At 67.9% G+C, this 24,661-nt stretch carries 23 protein-coding genes; 11 read left to right on the top strand and 12 right to left on the bottom strand.

Annotation, left to right across the window (positions count from 1 at the left end):
* Positions 1-217 precede the first annotated feature (217 nt).
* The 5 genes from GV790_RS02550 to GV790_RS02530 all read left to right on the top strand — a co-directional run bounded on the left by GV790_RS02550 (position 218) and on the right by GV790_RS02530 (position 9,994).
* Positions 218-955, top strand: coding sequence for a hypothetical protein (locus GV790_RS02550; protein ID WP_175585784.1), 738 nt, complete (start codon positions 218-220; stop codon positions 953-955).
* A complete protein-coding gene (locus tag GV790_RS02545; protein WP_163810077.1) occupies positions 952-1,158 on the top strand; it encodes a hypothetical protein in 207 nt (68 codons plus the stop codon). The genes GV790_RS02550 and GV790_RS02545 overlap by 4 nt, the downstream gene beginning before the upstream one ends.
* On the top strand, positions 1,151-1,948 hold the full coding sequence (locus GV790_RS02540) for a hypothetical protein (protein ID WP_256672974.1): 798 nt from the start codon (positions 1,151-1,153) through the stop codon (positions 1,946-1,948). Before GV790_RS02545 ends, GV790_RS02540 begins: the two co-directional genes overlap by 8 nt.
* A gap of 467 nt (positions 1,949-2,415) precedes the next feature.
* Positions 2,416-5,940, top strand: a complete 3,525-nt coding sequence (rpoB, locus tag GV790_RS02535) for a DNA-directed RNA polymerase subunit beta (RefSeq protein WP_375139361.1) — start codon at positions 2,416-2,418, stop codon at positions 5,938-5,940.
* A gap of 100 nt (positions 5,941-6,040) precedes the next feature.
* The gene (locus GV790_RS02530; protein ID WP_163810072.1) at positions 6,041-9,994 is read left to right on the top strand and encodes a DNA-directed RNA polymerase subunit beta'; all 3,954 of its coding nucleotides are present in this window, start codon (positions 6,041-6,043) and stop codon (positions 9,992-9,994) included.
* A gap of 143 nt (positions 9,995-10,137) precedes the next feature.
* Here GV790_RS02530 and GV790_RS02525 read toward each other — a convergent pair whose 3' ends face one another.
* Positions 10,138-11,334 (bottom strand): glycosyltransferase, encoded by a 1,197-nt coding sequence (locus GV790_RS02525; RefSeq protein ID WP_163810071.1) that lies wholly within the window; start codon positions 11,332-11,334, stop codon positions 10,138-10,140.
* 154 nt (positions 11,335-11,488) lie between these two features.
* The gene (locus GV790_RS02520; protein ID WP_163810068.1) at positions 11,489-12,121 is read right to left on the bottom strand and encodes a DUF418 domain-containing protein; all 633 of its coding nucleotides are present in this window, start codon (positions 12,119-12,121) and stop codon (positions 11,489-11,491) included.
* A 194-nt stretch (positions 12,122-12,315) separates the two neighbouring features.
* Between GV790_RS02520 and GV790_RS02515 the strand changes: the two genes are divergently transcribed.
* Positions 12,316-12,669, top strand: coding sequence for an ArsR/SmtB family transcription factor (locus GV790_RS02515; RefSeq protein WP_163810066.1), 354 nt, complete (start codon positions 12,316-12,318; stop codon positions 12,667-12,669).
* Entirely contained in the window at positions 12,666-13,145 is a 480-nt protein-coding gene (locus tag GV790_RS02510) for an SRPBCC family protein (protein ID WP_163810064.1), read from the top strand. Before GV790_RS02515 ends, GV790_RS02510 begins: the two co-directional genes overlap by 4 nt.
* 54 nt (positions 13,146-13,199) lie before the next feature.
* On the opposite strand, the gene GV790_RS02505 is transcribed toward GV790_RS02510, so the two are convergent.
* From GV790_RS02505 to GV790_RS02480, 6 genes are all read right to left on the bottom strand, one after another.
* Positions 13,200-14,183, bottom strand: coding sequence for a pirin family protein (locus tag GV790_RS02505; protein ID WP_163810062.1), 984 nt, complete (start codon positions 14,181-14,183; stop codon positions 13,200-13,202).
* Positions 14,180-14,491 carry a GNAT family N-acetyltransferase gene (locus tag GV790_RS02500; protein WP_163810060.1) on the bottom strand — a complete coding sequence of 104 codons (312 nt, stop codon included), beginning with the start codon at positions 14,489-14,491 and terminating at the stop codon, positions 14,180-14,182. The genes GV790_RS02505 and GV790_RS02500 overlap by 4 nt, the downstream gene beginning before the upstream one ends.
* Positions 14,488-14,970 (bottom strand): carboxymuconolactone decarboxylase family protein, encoded by a 483-nt coding sequence (locus GV790_RS02495; protein WP_163810058.1) that lies wholly within the window; start codon positions 14,968-14,970, stop codon positions 14,488-14,490. The genes GV790_RS02500 and GV790_RS02495 overlap by 4 nt, the downstream gene beginning before the upstream one ends.
* 77 nt (positions 14,971-15,047) lie before the next feature.
* A complete protein-coding gene (locus tag GV790_RS02490) occupies positions 15,048-16,121 on the bottom strand; it encodes an aldo/keto reductase (RefSeq protein ID WP_163810055.1) in 1,074 nt (357 codons plus the stop codon).
* Complete coding sequence (locus GV790_RS02485) at positions 16,114-16,569, bottom strand: MerR family transcriptional regulator (RefSeq protein WP_163810054.1); 456 nt, start codon at positions 16,567-16,569, stop codon at positions 16,114-16,116. The genes GV790_RS02490 and GV790_RS02485 overlap by 8 nt, the downstream gene beginning before the upstream one ends.
* Positions 16,570-16,662: 93 nt before the next feature.
* On the bottom strand, positions 16,663-17,046 hold the full coding sequence (locus tag GV790_RS02480; RefSeq protein WP_163810052.1) for a VOC family protein: 384 nt from the start codon (positions 17,044-17,046) through the stop codon (positions 16,663-16,665).
* A 58-nt stretch (positions 17,047-17,104) separates the two neighbouring features.
* On the opposite strand from GV790_RS02480, the gene GV790_RS02475 reads away from it, so the two are divergent.
* Positions 17,105-17,308 (top strand): hypothetical protein, encoded by a 204-nt coding sequence (locus GV790_RS02475; protein ID WP_036540424.1) that lies wholly within the window; start codon positions 17,105-17,107, stop codon positions 17,306-17,308.
* A gap of 31 nt (positions 17,309-17,339) precedes the next feature.
* Here the strand turns inward: GV790_RS02475 and GV790_RS02470 are convergent, their stop codons facing one another.
* A complete protein-coding gene (locus GV790_RS02470; RefSeq protein WP_163810051.1) occupies positions 17,340-17,831 on the bottom strand; it encodes a SixA phosphatase family protein in 492 nt (163 codons plus the stop codon).
* 174 nt (positions 17,832-18,005) lie between these two features.
* Here GV790_RS02470 and GV790_RS02465 point away from each other — a divergent pair, with 174 nt between their 5' ends.
* A complete protein-coding gene (locus GV790_RS02465; protein ID WP_163810048.1) occupies positions 18,006-19,676 on the top strand; it encodes an FAD-dependent oxidoreductase in 1,671 nt (556 codons plus the stop codon).
* Positions 19,677-19,735: 59 nt separating this feature from the next.
* On the opposite strand, the gene GV790_RS02460 is transcribed toward GV790_RS02465, so the two are convergent.
* The 3 genes from GV790_RS02460 to GV790_RS02450 all read right to left on the bottom strand — a co-directional run bounded on the left by GV790_RS02460 (position 19,736) and on the right by GV790_RS02450 (position 22,162).
* Entirely contained in the window at positions 19,736-20,509 is a 774-nt protein-coding gene (locus GV790_RS02460) for an acyl-[acyl-carrier-protein] thioesterase (RefSeq protein WP_194989247.1), read from the bottom strand.
* A gap of 178 nt (positions 20,510-20,687) precedes the next feature.
* Positions 20,688-21,839, bottom strand: a complete 1,152-nt coding sequence (locus GV790_RS02455; protein WP_309138972.1) for a transglycosylase SLT domain-containing protein — start codon at positions 21,837-21,839, stop codon at positions 20,688-20,690.
* Entirely contained in the window at positions 21,836-22,162 is a 327-nt protein-coding gene (locus GV790_RS02450; protein WP_163810046.1) for a type VII secretion target, read from the bottom strand. Before GV790_RS02450 ends, GV790_RS02455 begins: the two co-directional genes overlap by 4 nt.
* Before the next feature lie 219 nt (positions 22,163-22,381).
* Here GV790_RS02450 and GV790_RS02445 point away from each other — a divergent pair, with 219 nt between their 5' ends.
* Positions 22,382-23,356 (top strand): NADPH:quinone oxidoreductase family protein, encoded by a 975-nt coding sequence (locus tag GV790_RS02445; RefSeq protein WP_163810044.1) that lies wholly within the window; start codon positions 22,382-22,384, stop codon positions 23,354-23,356.
* A 56-nt stretch (positions 23,357-23,412) separates the two neighbouring features.
* Positions 23,413-24,516 (top strand): winged helix DNA-binding domain-containing protein, encoded by a 1,104-nt coding sequence (locus tag GV790_RS02440; RefSeq protein WP_163810042.1) that lies wholly within the window; start codon positions 23,413-23,415, stop codon positions 24,514-24,516.
* Positions 24,517-24,661: the final 145 nt, after the last annotated feature.

The raw sequence follows: 24,661 nt of genomic DNA, 5'->3' as shown, positions 1-24,661 counted from the left end.
GCGTGGTCCTGGCGAAGTGCCGGCTGCCGAGGCTGGAGTGCGGGGCGGTCGGCTGCGCCGCAGGACCCGCTCGGCGGCCGCCGGGTCCGTCGAGGCGGCTGCTGATCCGGGCGATGCGACGGCTGATTCGGGCGAGGTGACTGCGGTCCGGGGCGAGGTGGCTGCTGATTCGGGCGAGGCGGCTGCGGTTCGGGGCGAAGCGGCTGCCGATTCGGACGTGACAGTGGACGGTCCGGTCGCCGGCGTGACCCGCAAGCGCGGTGCGGGCGGTGAGAGCTCCGGTCCGCCGCGGTTCGTGACGGTGGCGGCGGTGGCGGCGCTGGTGCTCGCATCGGTTGCGGCGGCCTGGTTCGGGGCCGGGTGGGTGCGGGCGGCGTACTTCACCGATGGCCCGCGGGCGGCGGCGCGCGATGCGGCGCTGGACGCCGCCCAGCAGGCCGCGATCAATATGACCTCGATGAACATCGATGACGTGGCGGGGTCGCTGGCGATCGCGCGCTCGTCGATGACGGGGCCGATCCTGGCCTCGGCCACCGAACATCAGCAGCAGGCCGAGGCAATGGCGACGCAGGCAGGGGTGCGGATGGAGTCGAGTGTGCTCGGCGCCGCCGTGACCTCGTTGAACTCCGAGCTCGACCGGGCGTCGGCGCTGGTGGTGCTCCGGGTCACCGAGGCCAGGCCGGGCGAACAGCCGTCCGGGTATCGGTACACCTGGAGCCTCGATATGGCGAAGGACGGCGATACCTGGAAGGCCGAGCAGGTGTCCTCGCTCGGGCAGCCGGTGCCATTGAACGATGCGGGGACCAGCCCCGCCGATCCGGCGGCACCCGGGGCCGCCCCGCCCGGCGACCCGGCGCACGGACCCGACCCGAGTGGGGGCGAGGGCGCCGCTCCGGACGAGTCTCGCGACGCGCCTGCCCCGGGCGGTGCACCCCCGGCAGGTGAGATCCCGTGAGGCTCCGCACCGGGCATCTACGCAACCGCCTCGGCGGACCGACCCGCCCCGCGCCACGGCGGCCCGCCCACGGCGCGGTCATGCCCACGGCTCCCGGCGGGGTGCCTGCGACCAGCATGTTCATGGCGCAGGGCCGCACCTCGCCGCGCCTCACCGCACGAACCGAGCTGCCGACCGGTGCCAGGAGGAACAGCGATGGCTGAACGCCGACCCGTCAACAAGATCTCCTCGCGCCGCCCGGTCGAACGCACGCCGCGTCCGGTCCGCCGCACCGGCACGCCGTCGACGGGATCGCGTGGTATCGCCGCCTCCGGTGCCCGCGCGGCCGGTCCGCGCGCCGGCTCCCGCGGTGCGGACAGTCGTGGGCCTGCCGCGATGACCGGCGCGAACACCTCCCGCGCGCCCCGCACCAAGACCACCCGCGCGGCCCGGTTGTCGCGCCCGGTGGCGAGCGGACGGGACCGGCGCCGTTTCCTGCCGCGCCGACGACCGCAGGCGGGCCGCGCCCGCTCCTGGACCCTCCCGCTGGCCTGCGGCCTCGCCGCGCTCGCGCTGGCCGCGTTCGCCGTCGTCGCCGCGCTGCGGCCGGGCGTTCCCGACGACAACGCCGCGTTCGTCGACAATGCCGCCACCGAGGAGGTGCGCGCGGCCGCCGAGCACGCACTGCGCACCGTGTACGGGTATCAGCTGAAGGACATCGACGGCTATCAGGCAGCCGTCTCCCAGGTGCTCACCGGCAAGATGCGCGCCGAGCTCGACAGCTACGCCGCCACCACCATCTCGGCCATCAAACAGGCCGGGACCAGCACCGAAGCGCATGTCGACCCGGTCGGTGTGACCAAACTGACCGGCGATCGCGCCGAGGTTCTGGTCAACCTCGTGGTGAGCGCCGAGAAGGACGGTATCGCGCAGCAGAGCGTGGCCGGGCCGGTGGTGCTGCAGATGCGCAAGGTGGACGGCCGATGGCTGGCCGAGGACATCGTCGACCGTTGACCAGCGCCTGATCAGGGCGGCCGGGAAGCCGGGATAAGCGCAGCGGGGCAGTCGATCTCGCCGACTGTCCACCCGGTGCTGCCACTTGACGAGTCTCGCCGGACCCGTCACGCTATTCACAGCAGCGGCAGCTGTCACCGTGGCGGTAATCCGTCACAGTCGACACTCGGCTCACCGTGGTTCTCGACGCAGCCAGCGGAATCGGACCCGGCCGGAGCAGGGTGGCCGGACACGGCGCGTCGGCCTCGCGAAAATTCGCATGGCTGGTACTTTGACACCTCCGTGTCAGTAGGTGTAAGTTTGGACGTTGCGCTGGCTGCCTCCTGTCCATACCTCGATTTGCACACGTAAGTTCCACCTTCCGGTGTTACTTCCGTTGGTGCCTGTTCGAGTTTCGTTCGGGTTGTAACCAGCGGAATTCGTAGCAGACAAGCGACGGTCGCGGACCACCACGCGACGCGCGTGAGGTGCTGGAAGGACGCATCTTGGCAGTCTCCACCCAGACAAGCGCCAATTCGAAGCTGGGAGTTGCGGGGTCTATCCCCGGGGCCCCGTTGCGGGTGTCTTTCGCGAAGCTCAGGGAGCCGCTTGCGGTGCCCGGGCTTCTCGATCTACAAACGGAATCTTTCGCCTGGCTGATCGGGTCGCCCGAATGGCGTGAGCGGGCAGCCGCCCGCGGCGACGTCGGCCTGGTCGGTGGGCTCGAGGAGGTGCTCGAGGAGCTCTCGCCCATCGAGGATTTCTCCGGGTCGATGTCTCTGTCCTTCTCCGATCCGCGCTTCGAAGAGGTCAAGGCCTCCATCGATGAGTGCAAAGACAAGGACATGACCTACGCGGCTCCGCTGTTCGTCACCGCGGAGTTCATCAACAACAACACCGGTGAGATCAAGAGCCAGACGGTCTTCATGGGTGATTTCCCGATGATGACCGACAAGGGCACCTTCATCATCAACGGCACCGAGCGTGTCGTCGTCTCGCAGCTGGTGCGCTCGCCCGGTGTCTACTTCGACCACACCGTCGACAAGAGCACCGAGAAGGATCTGCACAGCGTGCGGGTCATCCCGAGCCGTGGCGCCTGGCTGGAGTTCGACGTCGACAAGCGCGACACCGTCGGTGTCCGCATCGACCGCAAGCGTCGCCAGCCGGTCACCGTGCTGCTCAAGGCGCTCGGTCTGACCACCGAGGAGATCGTCGAGCGTTTCGGCTTCTCCGAGATCATGATGTCCACCCTCGAGAAGGACAACACCGCCGGTCAGGACGAGGCGCTGCTGGACATCTACCGCAAGCTGCGTCCGGGCGAGCCGCCAACCAAGGAGTCCGCGCAGACCCTGCTGGAGAACCTGTTCTTCAAGGAGAAGCGCTACGACCTGGCCCGCGTCGGTCGCTACAAGATCAACAAGAAGCTGGGCGTCCACCTGGGCGAGCCGGTCACCAGCTCGGTGCTGACGAAGGAAGACATCGTCAACATCATCGAGTACCTGGTGCGCCTGCACGCCGGTGACCGCGCGATGACCGCGCCCGGCGGCGCCGAGGTGCCGGTCGAGGTCGACGACATCGACCACTTCGGCAACCGCCGTATCCGCACCGTTGGCGAGCTGATCCAGAACCAGATCCGGGTCGGCCTGTCCCGCATGGAGCGCGTGGTCCGCGAGCGGATGACCACCCAGGACGTCGAGGCCATCACGCCGCAGACCCTGATCAACATCCGCCCGGTCGTCGCCGCGATCAAGGAGTTCTTCGGAACCTCCCAGCTGTCGCAGTTCATGGACCAGAACAACCCGCTGTCGGGTCTGACCCACAAGCGCCGCCTGAACGCGCTGGGCCCCGGTGGCCTGTCCCGTGAGCGCGCGGGCCTGGAAGTCCGTGACGTGCACCCCTCGCACTACGGCCGCATGTGCCCGATCGAGACCCCGGAAGGCCCGAACATCGGCCTGATCGGTTCGCTGTCGGTGTACGCGCGGGTCAACCCGTTCGGCTTCATCGAGACGCCGTACCGCAAGGTCGTCGACGGCCGGGTCACCGACGAGGTCAAGTACCTCACCGCCGACGAGGAGGACCGCGAGGTCCGCGCCCAGGCGAACTCGCCGATCGACGCCGACGGCAACTTCCTCGAAGACCGGGTCCTCGCCCGCAAGGGCAACGAGGAGATGGAGTACGTCTCCCCGACCGAGGTCACCTACATGGACGTCTCGCCGCGCCAGATGGTGTCGGTGGCGACCGCCATGATCCCGTTCCTCGAGCACGACGACGCCAACCGTGCCCTCATGGGTGCGAACATGCAGCGTCAGGCCGTGCCGCTGATCCGTTCCGAGGCCCCCGTGGTGGGTACCGGTATGGAGCTGCGCGCCGCGGTCGACGCCGGCGACGTGGTGGTGAACGAGAAGGCCGGTGTGGTCGAGGAGGTCTCCGCCGACTACGTCACCGTGATGGCCGACGACGGCACCCGCAAGTCCTACCGGATGCGCAAGTTCGCCCGCTCCAACCAGGGCACCTGCGCCAACCAGCGTCCGATCGTGGACGAGGGCCAGCGGGTCGAGACCGGCCAGGTCCTCGCCGACGGTCCCTGCACCGAGAACGGTGAGATGGCGCTGGGCAAGAACTTGCTCGTGGCGATCATGCCGTGGGAGGGCCACAACTACGAGGACGCGATCATCCTGTCGCAGCGCCTCGTGGAGGACGACGTCCTCACCTCCATCCACATCGAAGAGCACGAGATCGACGCCCGCGACACCAAGCTGGGCGCCGAGGAGATCACCCGGGACATCCCGAACGTCTCCGACGAGGTGCTGGCCGATCTGGACGAGCGCGGCATCGTGCGCATCGGTGCCGAGGTCCGCGACGGCGACATCCTGGTCGGCAAGGTCACCCCGAAGGGTGAGACCGAGCTGACCCCGGAGGAGCGGCTGCTGCGCGCCATCTTCGGTGAGAAGGCCCGCGAGGTCCGCGACACCTCGCTGAAGGTGCCGCACGGTGAGTCCGGCAAGGTCATCGGCATCCGCGTCTTCTCGCGCGATGACGACGACGATCTGCCTCCCGGCGTGAACGAGCTGGTCCGGGTGTACGTGGCGCAGAAGCGCAAGATCCAGGACGGCGACAAGCTGGCCGGCCGCCACGGCAACAAGGGCGTCATCGGCAAGATCCTCCCCACCGAGGACATGCCGTTCCTGCCCGACGGCACCCCGGTCGACATCATCCTGAACACCCACGGTGTGCCGCGTCGTATGAACATCGGCCAGATCTTGGAGACCCACCTCGGGTGGATCGGCAAGGCGGGCTGGAATGTCGACGTGGCTGGCGACGGCACCCGTCCGGATTGGGCGAAGGCCCTGCCGGAGGAGATGCTGGCCGCGCCGGCCGACTCGAACATCGCCACCCCGGTGTTCGACGGTGCCCGCGAGGAGGAGCTCACCGGTCTGCTCGCCTCGACCCTGCCCAACCGTGACGGTGACCGCATGGTCGACGAGAACGGCAAGGCGACCCTGTTCGACGGCCGCTCCGGCGAGCCGTTCCCGTACCCGGTCGCGGTCGGCTACATGTACATCCTGAAGCTGCACCACCTGGTCGACGACAAGATCCACGCCCGTTCGACCGGCCCGTACTCGATGATCACCCAGCAGCCGCTCGGTGGTAAGGCGCAGTTCGGTGGTCAGCGCTTCGGTGAGATGGAGTGCTGGGCCATGCAGGCCTACGGCGCCGCCTACACCCTGCAGGAGCTGCTGACCATCAAGTCCGACGACGTGGTGGGCCGCGTGAAGGTCTACGAGGCGATCGTCAAGGGCGAGAACATTCCGGAGCCGGGCATTCCGGAATCGTTCAAGGTGCTGCTCAAGGAACTCCAGTCGCTGTGCCTCAACGTCGAGGTGCTGTCTTCCGACGGCGCCGCGATCGAGATGCGCGACGGCGACGACGAGGATCTGGAGCGGGCGGCGGCCAACCTGGGCATCAACCTGTCCAGGAACGAAGCGGCCACCGTCGACGATTTGGCGAACTAGGCGGTCGGCCGGATGCCCTCCTCGGGCATCCGGCCCTCCGCGCTCGACTCACTAGTGAACTTTTGCTCGAATTCGACCCGCACAGGGGAAAGGAAGTTACGTGCTAGACGTCAACTTCTTCGATGAACTCCGGATCGGCCTTGCCACCGCCGAAGACATCCGCCGGTGGTCCTACGGTGAGGTGAAGAAGCCGGAGACCATCAACTACCGCACGCTCAAGCCGGAGAAGGATGGCTTGTTCTGCGAGAAGATCTTCGGTCCCACCCGGGACTGGGAGTGCTACTGCGGTAAGTACAAGCGTGTCCGCTTCAAGGGCATCATCTGTGAGCGCTGTGGCGTCGAGGTCACCCGCGCCAAGGTGCGTCGTGAGCGGATGGGCCACATCGAGCTGGCCGCGCCGGTCACCCACATCTGGTACTTCAAGGGTGTGCCCTCGCGGCTCGGTTACCTGCTGGACCTGGCGCCGAAGGATCTGGAAAAGATCATCTACTTCGCCGCCTACGTCATCACCAGCGTCGACGAGGAGCTGCGGCACAACGAGCTGTCGACCCTCGAGGCCGAGATGGAGGTCGAGAAGAAGGCCGTCGCCGATCAGCGCGACGCCGATCTCGAGGCCCGCGCGCAGAAGCTCGAGGCCGATATCGCCGAGCTCGAGGCCGAGGGCGCCAAGTCCGACGTCCGCCGCAAGGTCAAGGACGGCGGCGAGCGGGAAATGAAGCAGATCCGCGACCGTGCCCAGCGAGAGCTGGACCGGCTCGACGAGATCTGGACCACCTTCACCAAGCTGGCCCCCAAGCAGCTGATCGTGGACGAGGTGCTCTACCGCGAGCTCACCGACCGCTACGGCGAGTACTTCACCGGCGCGATGGGCGCGGAGTCCATCCAGAAGCTGATGGAGAACTTCGACATCGAGGCCGAGGCCGAATCGCTGCGCGAGACGATCCGCAGCGGTAAGGGCCAGAAGAAGCTGCGTGCGCTCAAGCGGCTCAAGGTCGTCGCCGCGTTCCAGTCCAACGGCAACTCGCCCATGGGCATGGTGCTCGACGCCGTTCCGGTGATCCCGCCGGAGCTGCGTCCGATGGTTCAGCTCGACGGTGGCCGCTTCGCCACCTCCGACCTGAACGACCTGTACCGCCGCGTGATCAACCGCAACAACCGCCTCAAGCGACTGATCGACCTCGGTGCCCCCGAGATCATCGTCAACAACGAGAAGCGGATGCTGCAGGAGTCCGTGGACGCGCTGTTCGACAACGGCCGCCGCGGCCGCCCGGTCACCGGTCCCGGTAACCGCCCGCTGAAGTCGCTGAGCGATCTGCTCAAGGGCAAGCAGGGTCGTTTCCGGCAGAACCTGCTCGGTAAGCGTGTCGACTACTCGGGCCGTTCGGTCATCGTCGTCGGCCCGCAGCTCAAGCTGCACCAGTGCGGTCTGCCGAAGCTGATGGCGCTCGAGCTGTTCAAGCCGTTCGTGATGAAGCGTCTGGTCGATCTGAACCACGCGCAGAACATCAAGTCCGCCAAGCGGATGGTCGAGCGGCAGCGTCCGCAGGTGTGGGATGTCCTCGAAGAGGTCATCGCCGAGCACCCGGTGCTGCTCAACCGCGCGCCCACCCTGCACCGTCTCGGTATCCAGGCCTTCGAGCCGCAGCTGGTGGAAGGTAAGGCCATCCAGCTGCACCCGCTGGTCTGTGAGGCGTTCAACGCCGACTTCGACGGTGACCAGATGGCCGTGCACCTGCCGCTGTCGGCGGAGGCGCAGGCCGAGGCGCGCATCCTGATGCTGTCGTCGAACAACATCCTGTCGCCGGCCTCGGGTCGTCCGCTGGCCATGCCGCGTCTGGACATGGTGACCGGTCTGTACTACCTGACCCGCCTGCAGGAAGGCGCCAAGGGCGAGTACCGGCCCGCCACCAAGGATGCTCCGGAGCAGGGCGTGTACTCCTCGCCCGCCGAGGCGCAGATGGCCGTCGACCGCGGTGAGCTCACCGTGCGTTCGCTGATCAAGGTGCGGCTGACCGACCAGCGTCCGCCCAAGGACGTCGAGGCCGAGCTGTTCCCCGACGGCTGGCGGCGCGGCGATGCGTGGACCACCAAGACCACGCTGGGCCGGGTGCTGTTCAACGAGCTGCTGCCCGCGGACTACGCGTTCATCAACGAGCAGATGCCGAAGAAGCGGCAGGCGACGATCATCAACGATCTCGCCGAGCGCTACCCGATGATCGTGGTGGCGCAGACCGTCGACAAGCTCAAGGACGCCGGCTTCTACTGGGCCACGCGTTCGGGTGTCACCGTCTCCATGTCGGACGTTCTGGTTCCGCCGGAGAAGGCCGAGATCATGGAGCGCTACGAGGCGCAGTCGGATCAGATCGAGAAGAAGTACCAGCGTGGTGCGCTCGATCACCAGGAGCGCAACAACGCCCTGGTCAAGATCTGGCAGGAGGCCACCGAAGAGGTCGGTAAGGCGCTGCGCGCGCACTACCCGGCCGACAACCCGATCATCACGATCGTCGATTCGGGTGCAACGGGTAACTTCACCCAGACTCGTACCCTCGCCGGTATGAAGGGTCTGGTGACGAACCCGAAGGGTGAGTTCATCCCGCGGCCGATCAAGTCCTCCTTCCGTGAGGGCCTGACCGTTCTCGAGTACTTCATCAACACCCACGGTGCCCGTAAGGGTCTGGCCGACACCGCGCTGCGTACCGCCGACTCGGGTTACCTGACCCGTCGTCTGGTGGACGTCTCGCAGGACGTCATCGTGCGCGAGCACGACTGTGGCACCGAGCGCGGCATCGTGGTGCCGATCGCGGAGAAGCAGCCCGACGGCACGCTGATCCGCGATGCGCACGTCGAAACCTCCACCTACGCCCGCACGTTGGCGCAGGATGCGATCGACGCCGACGGCAACGTCATCATCACGAAGGGTCACGACCTGGGCGACCCGGCCATCGAGGCGCTGCTCGAGGCCGGCATCACCGAGGTGAAGGTCCGCTCCGTGCTGACCTGCACCACCGGCACCGGCGTGTGCGCGACCTGCTACGGCCGCTCCATGGCGACCGGCAAGCTGGTCGACATCGGTGAGGCCGTCGGTATCGTCGCCGCGCAGTCCATCGGTGAGCCCGGTACCCAGCTGACCATGCGTACCTTCCACCAGGGTGGTGTCGCCGGTGACGACATCACCGGTGGTCTGCCGCGTGTTCAGGAGCTGTTCGAGGCGCGCGTGCCGAAGGGCAAGGCGCCCATCGCCGAGGTCTCGGGTCGCGTGCGGCTCGAGGACGACGACCGCTTCTACAAGATCACCATCATCCCGGATGACGGTGGCGAAGAGGTTGTCTACGACAAGCTCTCGAAGCGTCAGCGGCTGCGGGTGTTCAAGCACGACGACGGCACCGAGCGTCTGCTCTCCGACGGTGACCACGTCGAGGTCGGCCAGCAGCTGCTGGAAGGCGCGGCGGATCCGCACGAGGTGCTGCGCGTGATGGGCCCCCGTCAGGTGCAGATCCACCTGGTCCACGAGGTGCAGGAGGTCTACCGCTCGCAGGGTGTGTCGATCCACGACAAGCACATCGAGGTCATCGTGCGCCAGATGCTGCGTCGGGTGACGATCATCGATTCCGGTGCCACCGAGTTCCTGCCCGGTTCGCTCACCGAGCGCGCCGAGTTCGAGGCGGCCAACCGTCGCGTCGTGTCCGAGGGTGGCGAGCCCGCGGCCGGTCGCCCGGTGCTGATGGGTATCACCAAGGCATCGCTGGCCACCGATTCGTGGCTGTCGGCGGCGTCGTTCCAGGAGACCACCCGAGTTCTGACGGATGCGGCCATCAACTGCCGCTCCGACAAGCTCATCGGTCTCAAGGAGAACGTGATCATCGGTAAGCTGATCCCCGCCGGTACCGGTATCAACCGTTACCGCAACATCCAGGTTCAGCCCACCGAAGAGGCCCGTGCCGCGGCGTACGCGGTGCCGTCCTACGACGACACCTACTACAGCCCCGAGGGCTTCGGCACCACCACCGGTGCCGCGGTCCCGCTGGACGATTACGGTTTCAGCGACTACCGGTAACCGGTAGGTAGGCGACAACTTTTCGGCCCCCGCACCAGCACGGTGCGGGGGCCGAACTGTTCGTGCCGAGTGCTCCCGGGGGCGATACGGTGGCGACCGGTCGGGCAGGCATGGCCGGGCAGGCTGTTCCGGATCGGAAATGCCTAGCCGATCGCGTCGATCAGCAACCTCGCCGCCACCATCGCGCCATCGGTGCGGATCGTCGCGGCCACCGCGCTCGCGCGCTCGCGAGTGGCAGGCATCAGTGCCGTGCCGAGGGCGCGGGCCAGCGAGGCGGGATCGGGATCGGTGTCGTCGCAGGCCGCGCCGATCCCGAGGGCGGCAACCCGCTCCGCCCAATACGGTTGGTCCATCATCTGGGGTACGACCACCTGGGGCACGCCGGCGCGGGCGGCGGCCGTCGTCGTACCGGCACCACCGTGGTGCACGACGGCGGCGACGCGAGGGAAGAGAGCCTGATGGTTGATCTCGCCGATGGTGATGCAGTCGGGCAGGTCGTCACTCGATGCCAGCTCCGCCCAGCCGCGTGACAGAACGGCACGGCAGTTGTGCGCGCGGACTGCCGCGATCGCAGTGCGGGCGAGGTTGTTTCGCAGGCGCATGCTGCCGAAGCCGATGTACACCGGTGGTGTACCCGCGTCCAGGAAGGCCTCCACATCGGCGGGGAGGGGGCGGTGGTCCGGCACGAACCAGGCGCCGGTCTGGACGACGGTGCGATCAGGCGATTGCGGCCAGGGCGCCAGGCCCGGATCCGCCGCCAGCCATGGACGGTCGGTGATGACGTGCTCACGTACATCGTCCACCGCCGGTAGCCCGAGCGCGGCCCGATGGGCCGCCAGCGCCTTGCCGTACTGTGCGTTCCAGCCGAGAGCGTCGACCTCCCATTGCCATTGGTTGCCGATCGCCGCCGGCGCGGGCCGATCGCCGGGCATTCGTGGCATCGGCGGATGATGCGGCGACGGTAAACTCGTCGGTTGATAACTCGCGTACTGGTAGTGGATTCCCAGTTTCTCGGCGGCCGACCTGGCGGCGATCACACTGATGCCTGTCGCTATCACCGCATCGCAGTCGACGGCCGCCTCGGGTACTGTGCCGAATTGCGCCGCGGGCCACTGCTCGGCGTAGCCCAGCAGTTCTGCAACGGTCGCTCGCACGCCTTGTGAACCGGGCACCGGCGGCCCCACCGGCACCAACGGCACATCCAGTTCGGCGCAGCGGGTGTCGAAATTCGGCGGCGCACACAGGCACACCTCCGCGCCGAGTGCCCGCAACCCGAGCGCGAGCCCGAGGGCGGGTTCGATATCCCCGCGTGTTCCGCTCGCCGACAACAACACCCGCACGCAGCCGCTCCCTAGTCGCCTGTTTCGCGGAACCCTAATCCGGGCGGGAGCGCTCCCGCGATGGCGTTGTCCCCACACATGATGGTGGCGGCACCCCGCCGGCGGCGGGGTGGGGAACAGGCAATGCCGTGCTCGTAGGTTTCGGCCCGCGAACTCAGGGGGCGCGGTTCAGGTAGGCGACCGCGGCGTCGATGGCGGGCTGGCCGCCCGAGTGGGCGAGCCCGGCGAACGCGCCGATGGCCGCGCCGACCACGGTGCCGACGGGGACGGTGATGAAATCGAGGACGAACAAGCCGAGCGGCAGGCCCAGGACGAAGCCGATGGCCCCGCCGATGATCGCGCCGGTGATGATGGCCGGTTTGTGGCGTTCGACCTCGGCGAAGAAACGTTCCTCGGCGTTGATGTCGCGCAGCGGCGTCGGCGCGGTTTCCGAGGTGGCCGGTGCGAGGGTGAGGCTGGTGCCGTCGTTCTCGATCAGCGGGGTCAGCTCGACCTGCTTGTCGCCGAGGTGGACGGCCATGGGGAAGGCGGCGACGACGTGTCCGGTGCGGTCGGTGAGGGCGACGACGCGACCGTCTTCGACGAGTTCGAAACGTCCACCTTCGATCGTGGTCACGGCAGTGCGCCGGTCCTCGTCGGCGGTGACGCGGTAATCGATCTGCTGGACCGTTCCGGACAGATCGAGAGCTGCCCGGTCGGGCCCGGGGGTGGCCGGTGCCAGACCGGCGGTGATGCCGGTGGCCGCCAGCGTGAGCAGTGCCGTCGCGGTGATCCTGGTGAGCCTCATCGTGTCCTAGGGTGCTGGCGCCATCGGCGAAATGTCCGGTTCGAGTTGCGAAGACCATACCGGGACCGCGCGGTGAACAGGAACCGAACGCGACGCTGCGGCCCGCTTTCGTGGCGCCGCACAAACCGGGCCCGCATCGGGACTTCGCGCTCGGGTATTGACACCGGCGGAATCGATCAGCAACACTGAACTAGATGGTTCAGTATGACTTCCTAGACGCCTCCTTCGGAGCGCTCGCGGACCCCACCCGACGGGGCATCCTCGAGCACCTCGGACGTGGCCCCGCCACCGTCAGCGAGCTGGCGGAGCGCTTCGCGATGACCCTCACCGGCATCAAGAAGCACATCCACCTGCTCGAACAGGCGGGGATGGTGGTCACGGAGAAGCGTGGCCGGGTGCGGTACTGCCGGCTCGGCGAGAACGTCTTCGACCGTGAGGTGGCCTGGATGCAGGGCTATCGGCGGATGGTGGAGGCCCGGATGGACCGTCTCGGTGAATTCCTCGAAACAACCGGAATCGAAACTACGGAAACGGAGCACAACCGATGAACACGACCACGAACGACGCCGTCATCTCCACGACCTCGGACACCGAGATCCATGTCGAGCGGGTGTTCAACGCCCCGGTGGATCGCGTCTGGGACGCCTACAGCCGGATTGAGCAGCTGTCGCGCTGGTGGGGTCGCGGCAATCAGCTCGATGTCGAACGCTGGGAGTTCCGCAAGGGCGGGCACTGGCGCTTCGTCGAACACGCCGATGGTGAATCGCACGGCTTCGAGGGGCGTTTCCGGGAGATCACCCCGAAGGAGAGCATCGTGCAGTCCTTCGAATGGGACGGCATGCCCGCGCACGTCGCCATCGACGCCACGACGTTCGTCGATCTCGGCGACGGCCGCACCAAGGTGGTCACCGACAGCCAGTTCCACACCAAGGCCGAGCGGGACGGCATGCTCCAGTCGGGCATGGAGTCCGGACTCAACGACAGCTACCGTGCTCTCGATGCCCTGCTGGCCGAATCGGCCTGAACACCAGCAGTACCGGCGACCCGGCCCGCGACGGCGGTGCCGGGTCGTCTGCTGTCAATGGCCGCCGAAGCGCCGCTTGCGTGGTCTGAGCCGGAGGCCGGGCAGCGGCGGAGCCGGAATCCGTTGCTGCGGTGGATGTCCCGCGATATCGCCGAACCGCTCGACGTTGTGGTTCTCCCAATCCTCGCGGGCGGCGATGATCTCCTCATGGCTGCGGCCGACGAAGTTCCACCACATCACCAGATCTTCGCCGAAGGGTTCACCGCCGATCAGCGCGAAATGTGCGCCGCCGTTGCTGGTCAAGGTGAGTTCTTCGCGCTCGGTACCCAGGTACAGCAGTGGGCCGGGGCCGATTTCGGTGCCCGCGACGGTCAACTCGCCCTCGAGCACCAGCACGGCGTACTCGAAACTCGGCTCGACCGGCAGCGTGACCCGTGCCCCCGCATCGAGGCGGGCATCGGCACCGACCAGCGGTGTGTAGATGATCGCGGGCGACGTAACTCCGGCCAGTGTGCCGAGCAGGACCGTCGCGCGCAGGCCCGCGACCTCGTAGACCGGCAGCTCACGGTGCTGCTCGAAATGCGGTTCGATCCCGGCGGCCGCGCTGGGCAGCGCGATCCACAATTGCAGGCCGTGTCCGGCGGGCGCGCCCGCGACGCCGTACTCCGAATGCGCGATGCCGCGGCCGGAGGTCATCAGATTCAGCTGTCCCGGCTCGATCCGCACATCCGAGCCGACCGAATCGCGATGGCGGATCTCGCCTTCGAACGGCCACGTCACCGTCTGCAACCCGATATGCGGATGCGGATCGATATCCGGCGGCGCCCCGGTCTTGGTGACGGTGGGCGAGCCGAAATGATCCAGGAAGCACCAGGCGCCGACGGTGGGCAGATCACGCTGCGGCAGCACCCGCTTGACGAACACCCCACGCACACCACCGAGCGGCACCTCACGCGCGGGATACTCCTCGACCACCGGACCCGGCCCGGGCGAGGGCTCGCACAGCGCCTCGTCCGGATGCGGGTCCAGGTCGCTCATCGGCTGATGCCCTTGCCGATCACGTGCGCGTCGTACTCGGAATGTTTATCGAGGTAGGCCTTGATGAACGGGCACACCGGGCGGATCACGCGTCCGCGCACGATCACGTCCTCGACCGCCTCATGCGCGAGCACCGTGCCGAGGCCCTTGCCACCGAACGCCTCGTCGATCTCGGTGTGGATGAACACGATCTGATCGCCGCGTTCCTCGTACTCGGTGAAGCCTGCGAGTTCGCCGCCGTACCAGATCTCGTAGCGGTTCTTGTCCTTGTTGTGGACGACCTCGGTCGCCACCGTCGAATCGGTCATGCTCCGTATCTCCTCTCGCGCACCGGGTGTTTGCTCAGGATCGACACGCGGTTGAACGCGCTGATCGTGGTTGCGGCCCAGATGATGACCGCGAGCTGGTCTTCCGAGAATTGCCGACGAGCGCCAGCGTACTCACGATCGATGCTCGACTCATCGGCAAGCGTCGCCGTGGCTTCGGCCAGTCCGAGGGCCGCGCGTTCGGCGGGGCCGAAGAAGTCGCCGCGCCGCCAGGACGGCAGCATGGCCAGTTCCTGCGCGGTCGCGCCGGCGGAGAGCGCGGCCCGATGATGCAGATCCAGGCAGCTCGCACAGCCGTTGATCTGGGATATCCGCACGTTCACCAGTTCGAGCAGGCGGCGGTCGAGTCCGGCGTCGGCGCCCGCGGCGCGCACTGTTGTCGCGAGCTGGACCAGCGCGCGGTACGCGCTGGGCGTCTGCCGGTCGATCCACACGCGTTCCGGGGCGGCGTCGGGCTCCATGGTCGGATGCTAGCCTTCGCCGCCGCGGTGCGCGCGTGGACCCGAGGACAAACGGACCACGGTCCGAGCGGAGACGGCTACTCGCGACCGGCGGAGGTGAACGACATGTCCGCGTACCTGTCACCGGCCACCTGGCCGGCGATCGGTTCCAGGGCCGCCAGCTCGTCGGCGGACAACACCAGCCCGGCGGCCGCGACGTTCTCTTCCAGCCGGGAGCGCTTGCGGGTGCCCGGAATCGGCACCACCGCGAGCCCGTGGGCTCGGGCCCTGGAATGCACCCAGGCCAGCGCCACCTGGGCGGCGCTCACCCCGCGAGCCTCGGCGATGGCACGCACCGGTGCCAGCAGTGCCGCGTTGCGCGCGGCGTTGTCGCCGGTGAAGCGGGGCATCCTGGTGCGGAAATCGCCGGCGCCGAGTTCGTTCGCGGTGCTGAACGATCCGGTCAGGAAACCGCGGCCGAGCGGGGAGTACGGCACGAACGCGACCCCGAGTTCGGCGGCGGCGGGCACGGCGGTCTTCTCCACGTCACGGGAGAACAGCGACCACTCCGATTGCACGGCGGCGATCGGATGCACCGCGGTGGCGGCCTTCAATTCCGCCCCGGTGACCTCCGAGAGCCCCAGCGCCCGCACCTTGCCCGCCCGGACCAATTCGGCCATGGCGCCCACTGTGTCGTCGATCGGGACCTCGGGATCGCGCCGGTGCATGTAGTACAGGTCGATCACCTCGATGCCGAGCCGGCGCAGGCTGGCATCGACCGAGGCGCGAATGTATTCGGGGGAGTTGTCGAAACCTCGGTAGGCGGGGTCGTCGGCCTTGCGGACAATGCCGAATTTGGTGGCGAGCACCACCTGCTCGCGGTTGGCCCGGAGGAAATCGCTCAGGAACTCCTCGTTGTGGCCGGCGCCGTAGACGTCGGCGGTGTCGAACAGGGTAACGCCCAGTTCCAGCGCGCGGTCCAGCGTCGCGCGGGCCTCGGCGAGATCGGTGGCGCCATAGAACTCGCTCATCCCCATGCAGCCGAGGCCCTGGACGCCGACCTCGATGCCACTGGTACCGAGAGCCGTCGTCGCCATCGTGCCGGTGCCGCTCGGCTCGCCCGCCGCCTCGCCGCCGACCCGCACGGACTCGCTGCGCGATGCGTCATTCATCGGTTGTCCCTTCGCAATGGATTGACCTGATCGGGCGGACCGTCGTCGACTTTCCCTCGTAGAGCTCGATCTTGTAGTCGAGTACGGCGACGGTCCGTTGCAGTTCGGCGATCTTGACCAAGGTGTCCGCGCGGGTGGCCCGGAACATCTCCAGGCGCTGGGGCAGCGTGGCATCGCCGGCACGCACGAGTTCCGCGTACCGGACCATGTCCGCCACCGACATGCCGGTGGTGCGCAGACGGCCGATCAGCTCCAGCCAGTCCAGGTCACGGTCGCTGAAACGACGCTTGCCGGTGTGATCGCGGCCGATGTAATCCATCAGCCCGATGCGCTCGTACCAGCGCAGCGTGTCCCGGCTCAAGCCGCATCGCTCGGCCACTTCGCCGATCGAATAGCGCGGCCGCTCCCTCTCGCTGCTGTCGACACCCTGACGTGCGGTTTCGCTCACCTGACTGCCCCTCTCGCCGAACGCCGACGACGTTAGTCACCTGGAGTGCACTCCAAGCAAACACGAAATGCGAGGGACCCGGCGGCTATCCGCTCAGCTGGGCGAACCGGCCGCGTAATCCGGCAGTTCCTGCACGGCCCACTTGTTGCCGTCCGGGTCGGCGAAGAAGGTGAACAGGCCCCAGCCGAGATCCTGCACCGGCGTGGCCTCCACACCGGCCGCGCGCAGCTGCTGATACGCCTTCTCGGCGCTGTCCACCACCATCTGCATGCCCTCGACACTGCCGGGCGCCGCCTCGGTGATGCCGCGTCCGATGCAGATCGAACAGCCGGAACCGGGCGGGGTGAGCTGCACGAAACGGATGTCGTCGCTGGGCGAGTGATCGTGATCGGCGTTGAAACCGATCTTGGTGTAGAAATCCTTGGCGCGGTCGACGTCGGTCACCGGGATGGCCACGAGTTCGATTTTCCAATCCATGTGACGAGCATCGCATCGAGCACCGACAGGTTTGCCGGTTCCGGCCTACCCTGGAGCCATGCCAGGTAAGGAAATCGACCGCGTCCGGGCTCGTTCGGCCTGGGCCACGGTCAAGGAAAGCCCGGTGATCACCGCCATCGCCGTCGCGCCGTTCGCGCTCGCGCTCGGTGTGGTGTGGTGGTTGTTCGGCGGGTTCGCGGCCTTCGTGCTGCTGGTGCTGCTCGGGGCCGGTGTGGTCTTCGGCGGCAAGCTACTGCGCTGACGGCCGGGTTCGGCAAGGGGCCTCTACGTATTCAGCGCGCCACGTGGAAGCTCACCAGTTCACCGGTCCCCGGATCCACCTGTGACCACGGCCGGTCGAACTGGAGTACAGCCAGTGCCGAGGTGGGGAACTTGCGGCTGAGTTCGATCGCCGGCTCGCTGTCGCGGTTGCCCGCCAGCTCCCACGCCGTCCACGGCATGCCGGGTGCGTGGCCGATCACCAGCAGGGTGGCGACGTCGTCATCGCTGAGCTGGACCAGCTCGATCAGGGTCTGCGGCGAGGCCTCGTAGATGCCGCGCTCGTAGACCACCGGCGCCGTGACGCCGGTCGCGGCGAGTGTTTCGCGGGTGCGGGTGGCGGTCGAACAGCGCACGGCGTCGATGGGCGGCTGGGTCTCACGCAGCCACTGCCCGGCCAGTCCCGCCTCCCGCTGCCCACGGGGTGCGAGCGGGCGTTCGTGGTCCTCGACGCCGTCCGGATAAGCCGATTTACCGTGCCGCATGAGGATCAGAGTCCGCACCATGGCACTACCGTAAGCCCTCCGGTGCGGAGACCCCTGCCACACTCGAGGCAAACTGAAAGCGGCGTCACAGCACGACGGCCCTCCGGTCACCCCGTGATCCGCACACCGTGACGCTGCGCCACCCACACCCGGGGTGGTCATAGCCCACGCCCAGTTTTCGAGGATCTGCACAATATGGCCTACGTAATCACGCAGCGTTGTTGCAATGACGCCAGCTGCGTTTCCGAGTGCCCGGTCGACTGCATCCGACCCACCCCGGACCAGCCGGAGTTCGCGACGACCGAGATGCTCTACATCGACCCCGACACCTGCATCGACTGCGGAGCCTGTGTCGACGCGTGCCCGGTGGAGGCCATCTTCTCCGAAGACGACCTGACCGCATCGCTGGCCCGATTCCGCGATATCAATGCCGCCTACTTCCAACGGCATCCGCTGGAGACGAACTTCGATCCGATCGCCGCACCCATCAGACCACCGAAGGAACTCGGCACGCTACGGGTCGCCGTCGTCGGTGCCGGCCCCGCCGCCTGCTACGCCGCCGACGAACTCCTGCGCCGCTCCGACGTCGAGGTGGAGATGTTCGACCGGCTGCCCACACCGTGGGGCCTGGTGCGCGCGGGCGTTGCGCCGGACCACCCGGGCACCAAGGGCGTGTCGAATATGTTCCAGTCCGCGTTCCGCCGCGACACGCTGCAGTTCTATCTGAACGTCGAGGTCGGCGAGCACATCACCCACGAGGAGCTGCTCGAACATCACCATGCCGTGGTGTACGCCGTCGGCGCGTCCTCGGACCGGCACATGGACGTCCCCGGTGAGGACCTGCCCGGCAGCCACTCCGCGACCGAGTTCGTGGCCTGGTACAACGGCCATCCCGACTATGCCGACCGGGAGTTCGATCTGTCCGGCGAGCGGGCGATCATCGTCGGCAACGGCAATGTCGCCCTCGATGTGGCCAGAGTGCTCACCGTCGACCCGGACGAGCTCGCCAAGACCGATATCGCCGATCACGCCCTCGACGCGCTGCGCCGCAGCAATATCCGTGAGGTCGTCGTGCTCGGCAGGCGCGGCCCGCTGCAGGCCGCCTACTCCTCGCCGGAGTTCATGGCGCTGGCGCACCTGAAGGGCGTCGACGTCGTCATCGATCCGGCCGAGCTGGAGCTGGATCCGGCCAGCCAGGCCATCCTCGACGATCCCGACGTAGAGCCGTCGCTGGCGCTGAAATACACCCTTGCCAAGGAGTACGCAGCCGCTTCCAGCGATCCGGCCAACAAACGGATCGTCTTCCGCTACCTGGCCTCGCCCACCGGGCTGACCGGCACCGACCGGGTGGAATCGCTGGAGTACGTGCACAACGAATTGCTCAGTGAGGGTGAGCAGTTGGTGGCCCGACCGACCGAGCGCACCGGCAGCCTGCCTGCCTCGCTGGTGCTGCGGTCCATCGGATACCGCGGCGAACCCGTCGCCGGCCTGCCGTTCGACGAGCGGCGCGCGGTGGTGCCCAATGAGCACGGCCGGGTCATCGGCGAGGACGGCACACCGGTGCCTGGGGTGTACGTCAGCGGCTGGATCAAGCGCGGGCCGCGCGGTGTGATCGGCTCCAACCGGGTCGACGCCGAGGAGACCGTCGAGGGCCTGATCGCCGATTTCATCGCGGGCAAGCTCGCCACCCCGCGCGCCGACCGGGCCGCGCTGCGGGCCCTGGTCCAGCAGCGTCAGCCGGATCTGGTCGACCGCGACGGCTGGCGGGCCATCGACCAGGCCGAGCGCACCGCGGGCAAATCCGCCGGGCGTCCGCGGGTCAAATTCACCAGCCGCCCCGACCTGCTCAAGGCCGCCAACAGCTGAGCGAATCCGGGCCCGGCCGCGGTGAACGCCGAGCGGCGCCCGCGGCCGGTGCCGTTCGATCAGCCGGGCAGCGGCATGACACGCACGATCGTCGTCGTGGTGCCGCCGACGACGAACCACAGTCGCAGCGTGGGCGCCCCCGCGCCGTCACCGGGCTCGTAGCGGCTGCGGACGGTGATGTGCTCGCGCGCGAGCACCGGCGCGACGTATTCGATGACGGCGCGGTGCGGGCCCGCCACCAGCTTCGGATAGTCGACCAGGAACTGCTCGACCGCCTGCCAGTAGCAGGCGTTGTTGACGTGGTTGTACTGGTCGATATCGGTGGCGCGGACCGGGAACGGCTGGTCGGTGTCCGATTCGGGAGGGGTGGCGTCGGTGAGCCAGGGCCGCCAGCGCAGCCGGTGTTCCTGCGCGGTCTGCGCCAGGTAGGCCAGGCCCTCATCGCTGATCCGGGCCGGGCGGTTGTTGGACTCGCTGATATTGATCCAGAATCCCTCGGTCTCGATGAGACCGCCGTTATCGCTGGTGATCCGGACCCGCATATTCGTCCAGCGGGTCGACATGGCCGAGCACCAGCGCTCCAGCCGGACCTGATCCGGCCACATGATCGGCCGGACGACGTCGATGACGGTGCGCCGGACGATCCAGTTCGGATCGGTTCGCTCCAGCAGCGTCTGCTGCAGCTGCTCCCAGGCGATGTCCTGGAGATAGCGGGCGACGCCGTCGAATCGCAGACGGTTGTAGGGATCCACATCGCCGGCTCGGACGGGCCACGCCGAGGCAAAGCCCATGCCCTCCTGGGGAAGCGGGGCGAGTGGCTGATCGAGTGACACTTGTGCTCCTCGCGCTGCACGGTGTGCCGCGTTCTCATGCGGTGCTTCTTGTGAGAAGACTTTACGGGGCGTGCGTCACACCCTCGCGTCGAGCCGCCGGGTCGGGGCGCACCGCCTGCCCGCGAACCGGGGTTCCAGCAACCTTGCCGCTTCCTCCTGCACGATCGGCGCCGGGCTTCTAGTAGCCGACGTAACTCTGGTTCTGCCCCATGGCCACGATGCCCGGCACATTGCTCAGTGAGCCGTAGCGTTCGATGGCATACCTGGATCCGGCGATGATGTTGTCGACCGGGTTCCAGATGTCGTCGTGCCCGGCCAGCTTGTAGGAGTTGAAGGTGGGGTCGATGGTCTGCATCAGGCCCTTCGACGGAATGCCCGCGGCGGCATTGCTGTCCCAGAGGTTGATCGCGTTCGGGTCGCCGCCGGATTCCTTCTCGATGATGGCGGCGATGATCGCGGCATCGGAATCGGAGACGTCGTAACCGTTTTCGCGCAGCACCCGGATGGCTTCCTGGATCCATTGGGCCTGCTCGCCGGTGGGCATCTTGCTCGGCGGGCCGCCGGAGGCAAGGGCGCTCTCCGACCAGCTGCCGCCGCCCGAGGACGAACCGCCGCCGCTGCCCGCTCCGCTGCCGCCACCGGATCCGGAGCCCGACCCCGACATCAGCGGGCTGCTGTTGCTCGGCTTATCGCTCTGCGGCGCCGAGGTCGACGCCGGCGCGGTACTCGCCGGAACCGCGGGCGGGGCGACGTTGAGCTTCGGATCGCCCAGCGTCTCGAAGGCCTGATCCAGCTTCACGGCCGCGTTCTCGACCGCGACCCGTGCCCGCTCGGCGGCATCGGAGGCGGCCTTGAGGGCATTGGCGATATGCCACTGATGCACCGCGGCCAGATACATCTCGGCCAGGCATTCACCCTCCACATTCGCCTTGCCGTCGGCGTGTTTGCGCAGGTAGTCCATGCGCGCCTGGGCGCTGACGGTGCCGTCGGCGGCGACCTGGAAGCCGGGCATCTCGCCATTGGGTGTCTGCGCGGTATCCCGCAGTTGCAGCACCTTGTTCTTGGTTTCGGTGAGGTTGCCGACCTCGACGTTCAACGCTGTCTGCAGCTCCAGCAGCGCCGCGCTCACCGCACCGGTCCTGGTTTTCTCGGTATCCATCCTGGTCTTGGCGGCGGTGCCGGCCGGACCGCTCCACGGCAAGGTCTCGGCGCTGGTGCGCCCGGAGGTGGCCAGGCCGTCGAGGCGGGTGGCGAGGTTGGCGGCGTTGGTGGCGGCGGTGCCGAGCTGATCGGGCTTCCACTGCTCGACGTCGGGGATGGTGAGCGTCACTGCGACAGTCCGATCGTGCGCAGCTTCTGCTCGAAATCGGCTTCGGTGAGTTCGTAGGCGCCCGCGGTATTGCGCAGACTGTCGGCCACGGTGGTGAGCCGCTCGCTGATGCGCTGTAGGCATTTGCCGCTGGCGTCGACGGCGTGCTGGGCGGCGGCACCGAACGCGGTGCCCGGTAGCGCCGCGACCGCCCCGCTGATGTTCGCGTCCTCGGCCGTGCCGAGCCCGGTGACGTTGCCTGCTTCATCGCCGAGTTGCCCGGCGAAACTGCGCAGCACCTCCGGATCGACGCGGATGGTCGTGCTGCCCTCGTTCTCGCTCACGGACGTCCCCCTTCCCTCCCGATGCACTGTGGGTGAGCTTAACAAAGGTCCCGGCGCTGAACAGGGGCTCGGCACAAGCGGATCGGGCCTGCCGAGGTGCCGGCGGGGCGGGCCGGGCACCGCGGTGTCCGGGTTGGGCACGCGCGGTGCGGCCGCGCCGATTATGTTGGGATCCGGCGTCGCCGATGACGACGGCGCGGAGACGAAAGAGGTCGGCACATGCGCGCAGCCCAGGTCAGCACACTGGAAGGACCCGAGTCCATCGAGGTCGTCGACATCGCCGAGCCCACGCCGTATCCGGGCAGTGTGGTGATCGATGTGCACGCCGCGGGGGTCGCGTTCCCCGATGTGCTGATGACGCGCGGGCTGTACCAGATGAAGCCGCAGCTGCCGTTCGTCGTCGGTGGCGAGATCGCCGGTGTGGTGCGTGAGGCGCCCGAGGGCGCGCATGTGCGCGCGGGCGACCGCGTGATCGCGTTGACGCTGCTCGGCAACGCCATGGCCGAGGTGGCCGTGGTGCCTGCCGAGATGGTGTTCCGGCTGCCCGACAACGTATCGCTGGAAGCCGGTGCCGGCATCCTGTTCAACGATCTGACCGTGCACTTCTGCCTGCGCAACCGGGGCAGGCTGGCACCGGGGGAGACGGTGCTGGTGCACGGCGCGGCCGGCGGCATCGGCACCTCGACGCTGCGGATGGCGGCCGCGCTCGGCGCAGGCCGGACCATCGCGGTGGTGAGCACCGAGGAGAAGGCCGAGGTCGCGCGGGCCAACGGGGCCACCGATGTGGTGCTCACCGACGGCTGGCTGGATGCGGTGAAGGAGCTGACCGGCGGGCGCGGGGTGGATATCGTGCTCGACCCGGTGGGCGGCGACCGCTTCACCGACAGCATCCGTTCGCTGGCCTCCGCGGGCCGGCTGCTGGTGGTCGGTTTCACCGCCGGCGAGATTCCCACTGTGAAGGTGAACCGGCTGCTGCTCAAGAACGTCGAGGTGGTCGGCGCCGCATGGGGCGAATGGGTGATGACGCATCCTGGCTACCTGGCCGAGCAGTGGGCCGAGGTGGAGCCGCTGCTGGCCTCGGGCGCGATCACCGCGCCGCAGCCGGTGCTGTTCCCGCTGGAGCGAGCCGCCGATGCGGTCGCCTCGCTGGACAACCGCACGGCCACCGGCAAGGTCGTCGTCACCGTCCGCTGAGAGGCCGGGTGGTTCGCTTGGCGCCTGTCGGTGGCTCGCTCTACCGTGAGCGGACCATGGAACTGACCGCCCGGACCCTGAACCGGACCCTGCTCGCCCGCCAGCATCTGCTCGAACGCACCGAGCTGTCGGTGCCCGACATGTGCGACCACCTGGTGGGTTTGCAGGCCCAGGACACCATGCCGCCGTTCATCGGATTGTGGAGCCGGATTGCCGATTTCGATCCGGCGGCGGTATCGGCCGGGCTGCTTGATCGTTCCTTGGTCCGGATCACCTTGATGCGCGGCACGATTCACCTGGTCACCCCGCCCGACGCCCTGCGGATCGCCCCGTTGATCCAGCCGGAACTGGAGAAGATTCCGTTCCGCAAAGGGTTCAATTACGGCGCCATGGTCGGATTGGACCCGGACGAGGTGCGCGAGCGCGGGGAAGAGGTGCTCGGCGAGGAGCCCATGTCCACCGCCGAGCTGCGCAGCAGAGCCGCCGAACTGTTCCCGGATCGCGATCCGGGCGCGGTGGTGCAGACCTGGCTGTATCAGCTGCCGGTATTGCAGACACCGCCGCGAGGCATGTGGCGTGACAACAGCAGACCGGTGTGGTCGCGCGTTCAGCCCTGGCTCGGCGCACCACTGGATCCGGCCTATCCGGTCGCGGAATTGGTGCTGCGCTACCTGCGCGCCTTCGGCCCGGCCAGCACCATGGATATGCAGACCTGGTCGAAACTGACCGGAATGAAATCGGCCGTCGCGCACTTGGGCGACCGGCTACGCACCTATACCGACGAACGTGGCCGCACCCTCTACGACCTGGCCGAAGCCGAACTCGCCGACCCCGATCTGCCTGCCCCGGTCCGACTGCTCGGCTGGTACGACAACGCCTTGCTCTCCCACCAGGATCGCTCCCGCATCGCACCGGACGGCCTGCCGAACACCGCGCGGATCCAGGCCTCGCCGATCCTGGTCGATGGCTTCCTGGCCGGTATGTACAAGGTGTTCCCGGACAAGAGCACCGCCCGGATGCGGATCAGCCCCAACCGCGCCTGGACAGCGCGAGAGAAGGCCGAGGTGGAGGCCGAGGCGTCGGCCCTGCTGGCCTTCCTCGAACCGGATCTCGCCCCGCACCTCGAGTTTCTCGACGTAGGCGCCGATCTGCGCCCATAGGCCGGCGCTGAACACCTGTGAGTCGGGATCGAAGTCGGCGACAGGTGTCCGGCGTTCGTGCGACGGTGTTCGGTGCGGATGGGCTGGTGCTCGATGCGAACCTGCCGGAACCACCTGCTCGAGCCGGTGCCCGGTGCCCGCGGAC

It is taken from the genome of Nocardia cyriacigeorgica (assembly GCF_010858045.1).
In the GTDB taxonomy this organism is placed as follows: Bacteria; Actinomycetota; Actinomycetes; order Mycobacteriales; family Mycobacteriaceae; genus Nocardia; species Nocardia cyriacigeorgica_E.
Note: the sequence above shows the minus strand (reverse complement) of the source record. Positions and strands in the feature narration are given on the sequence as shown.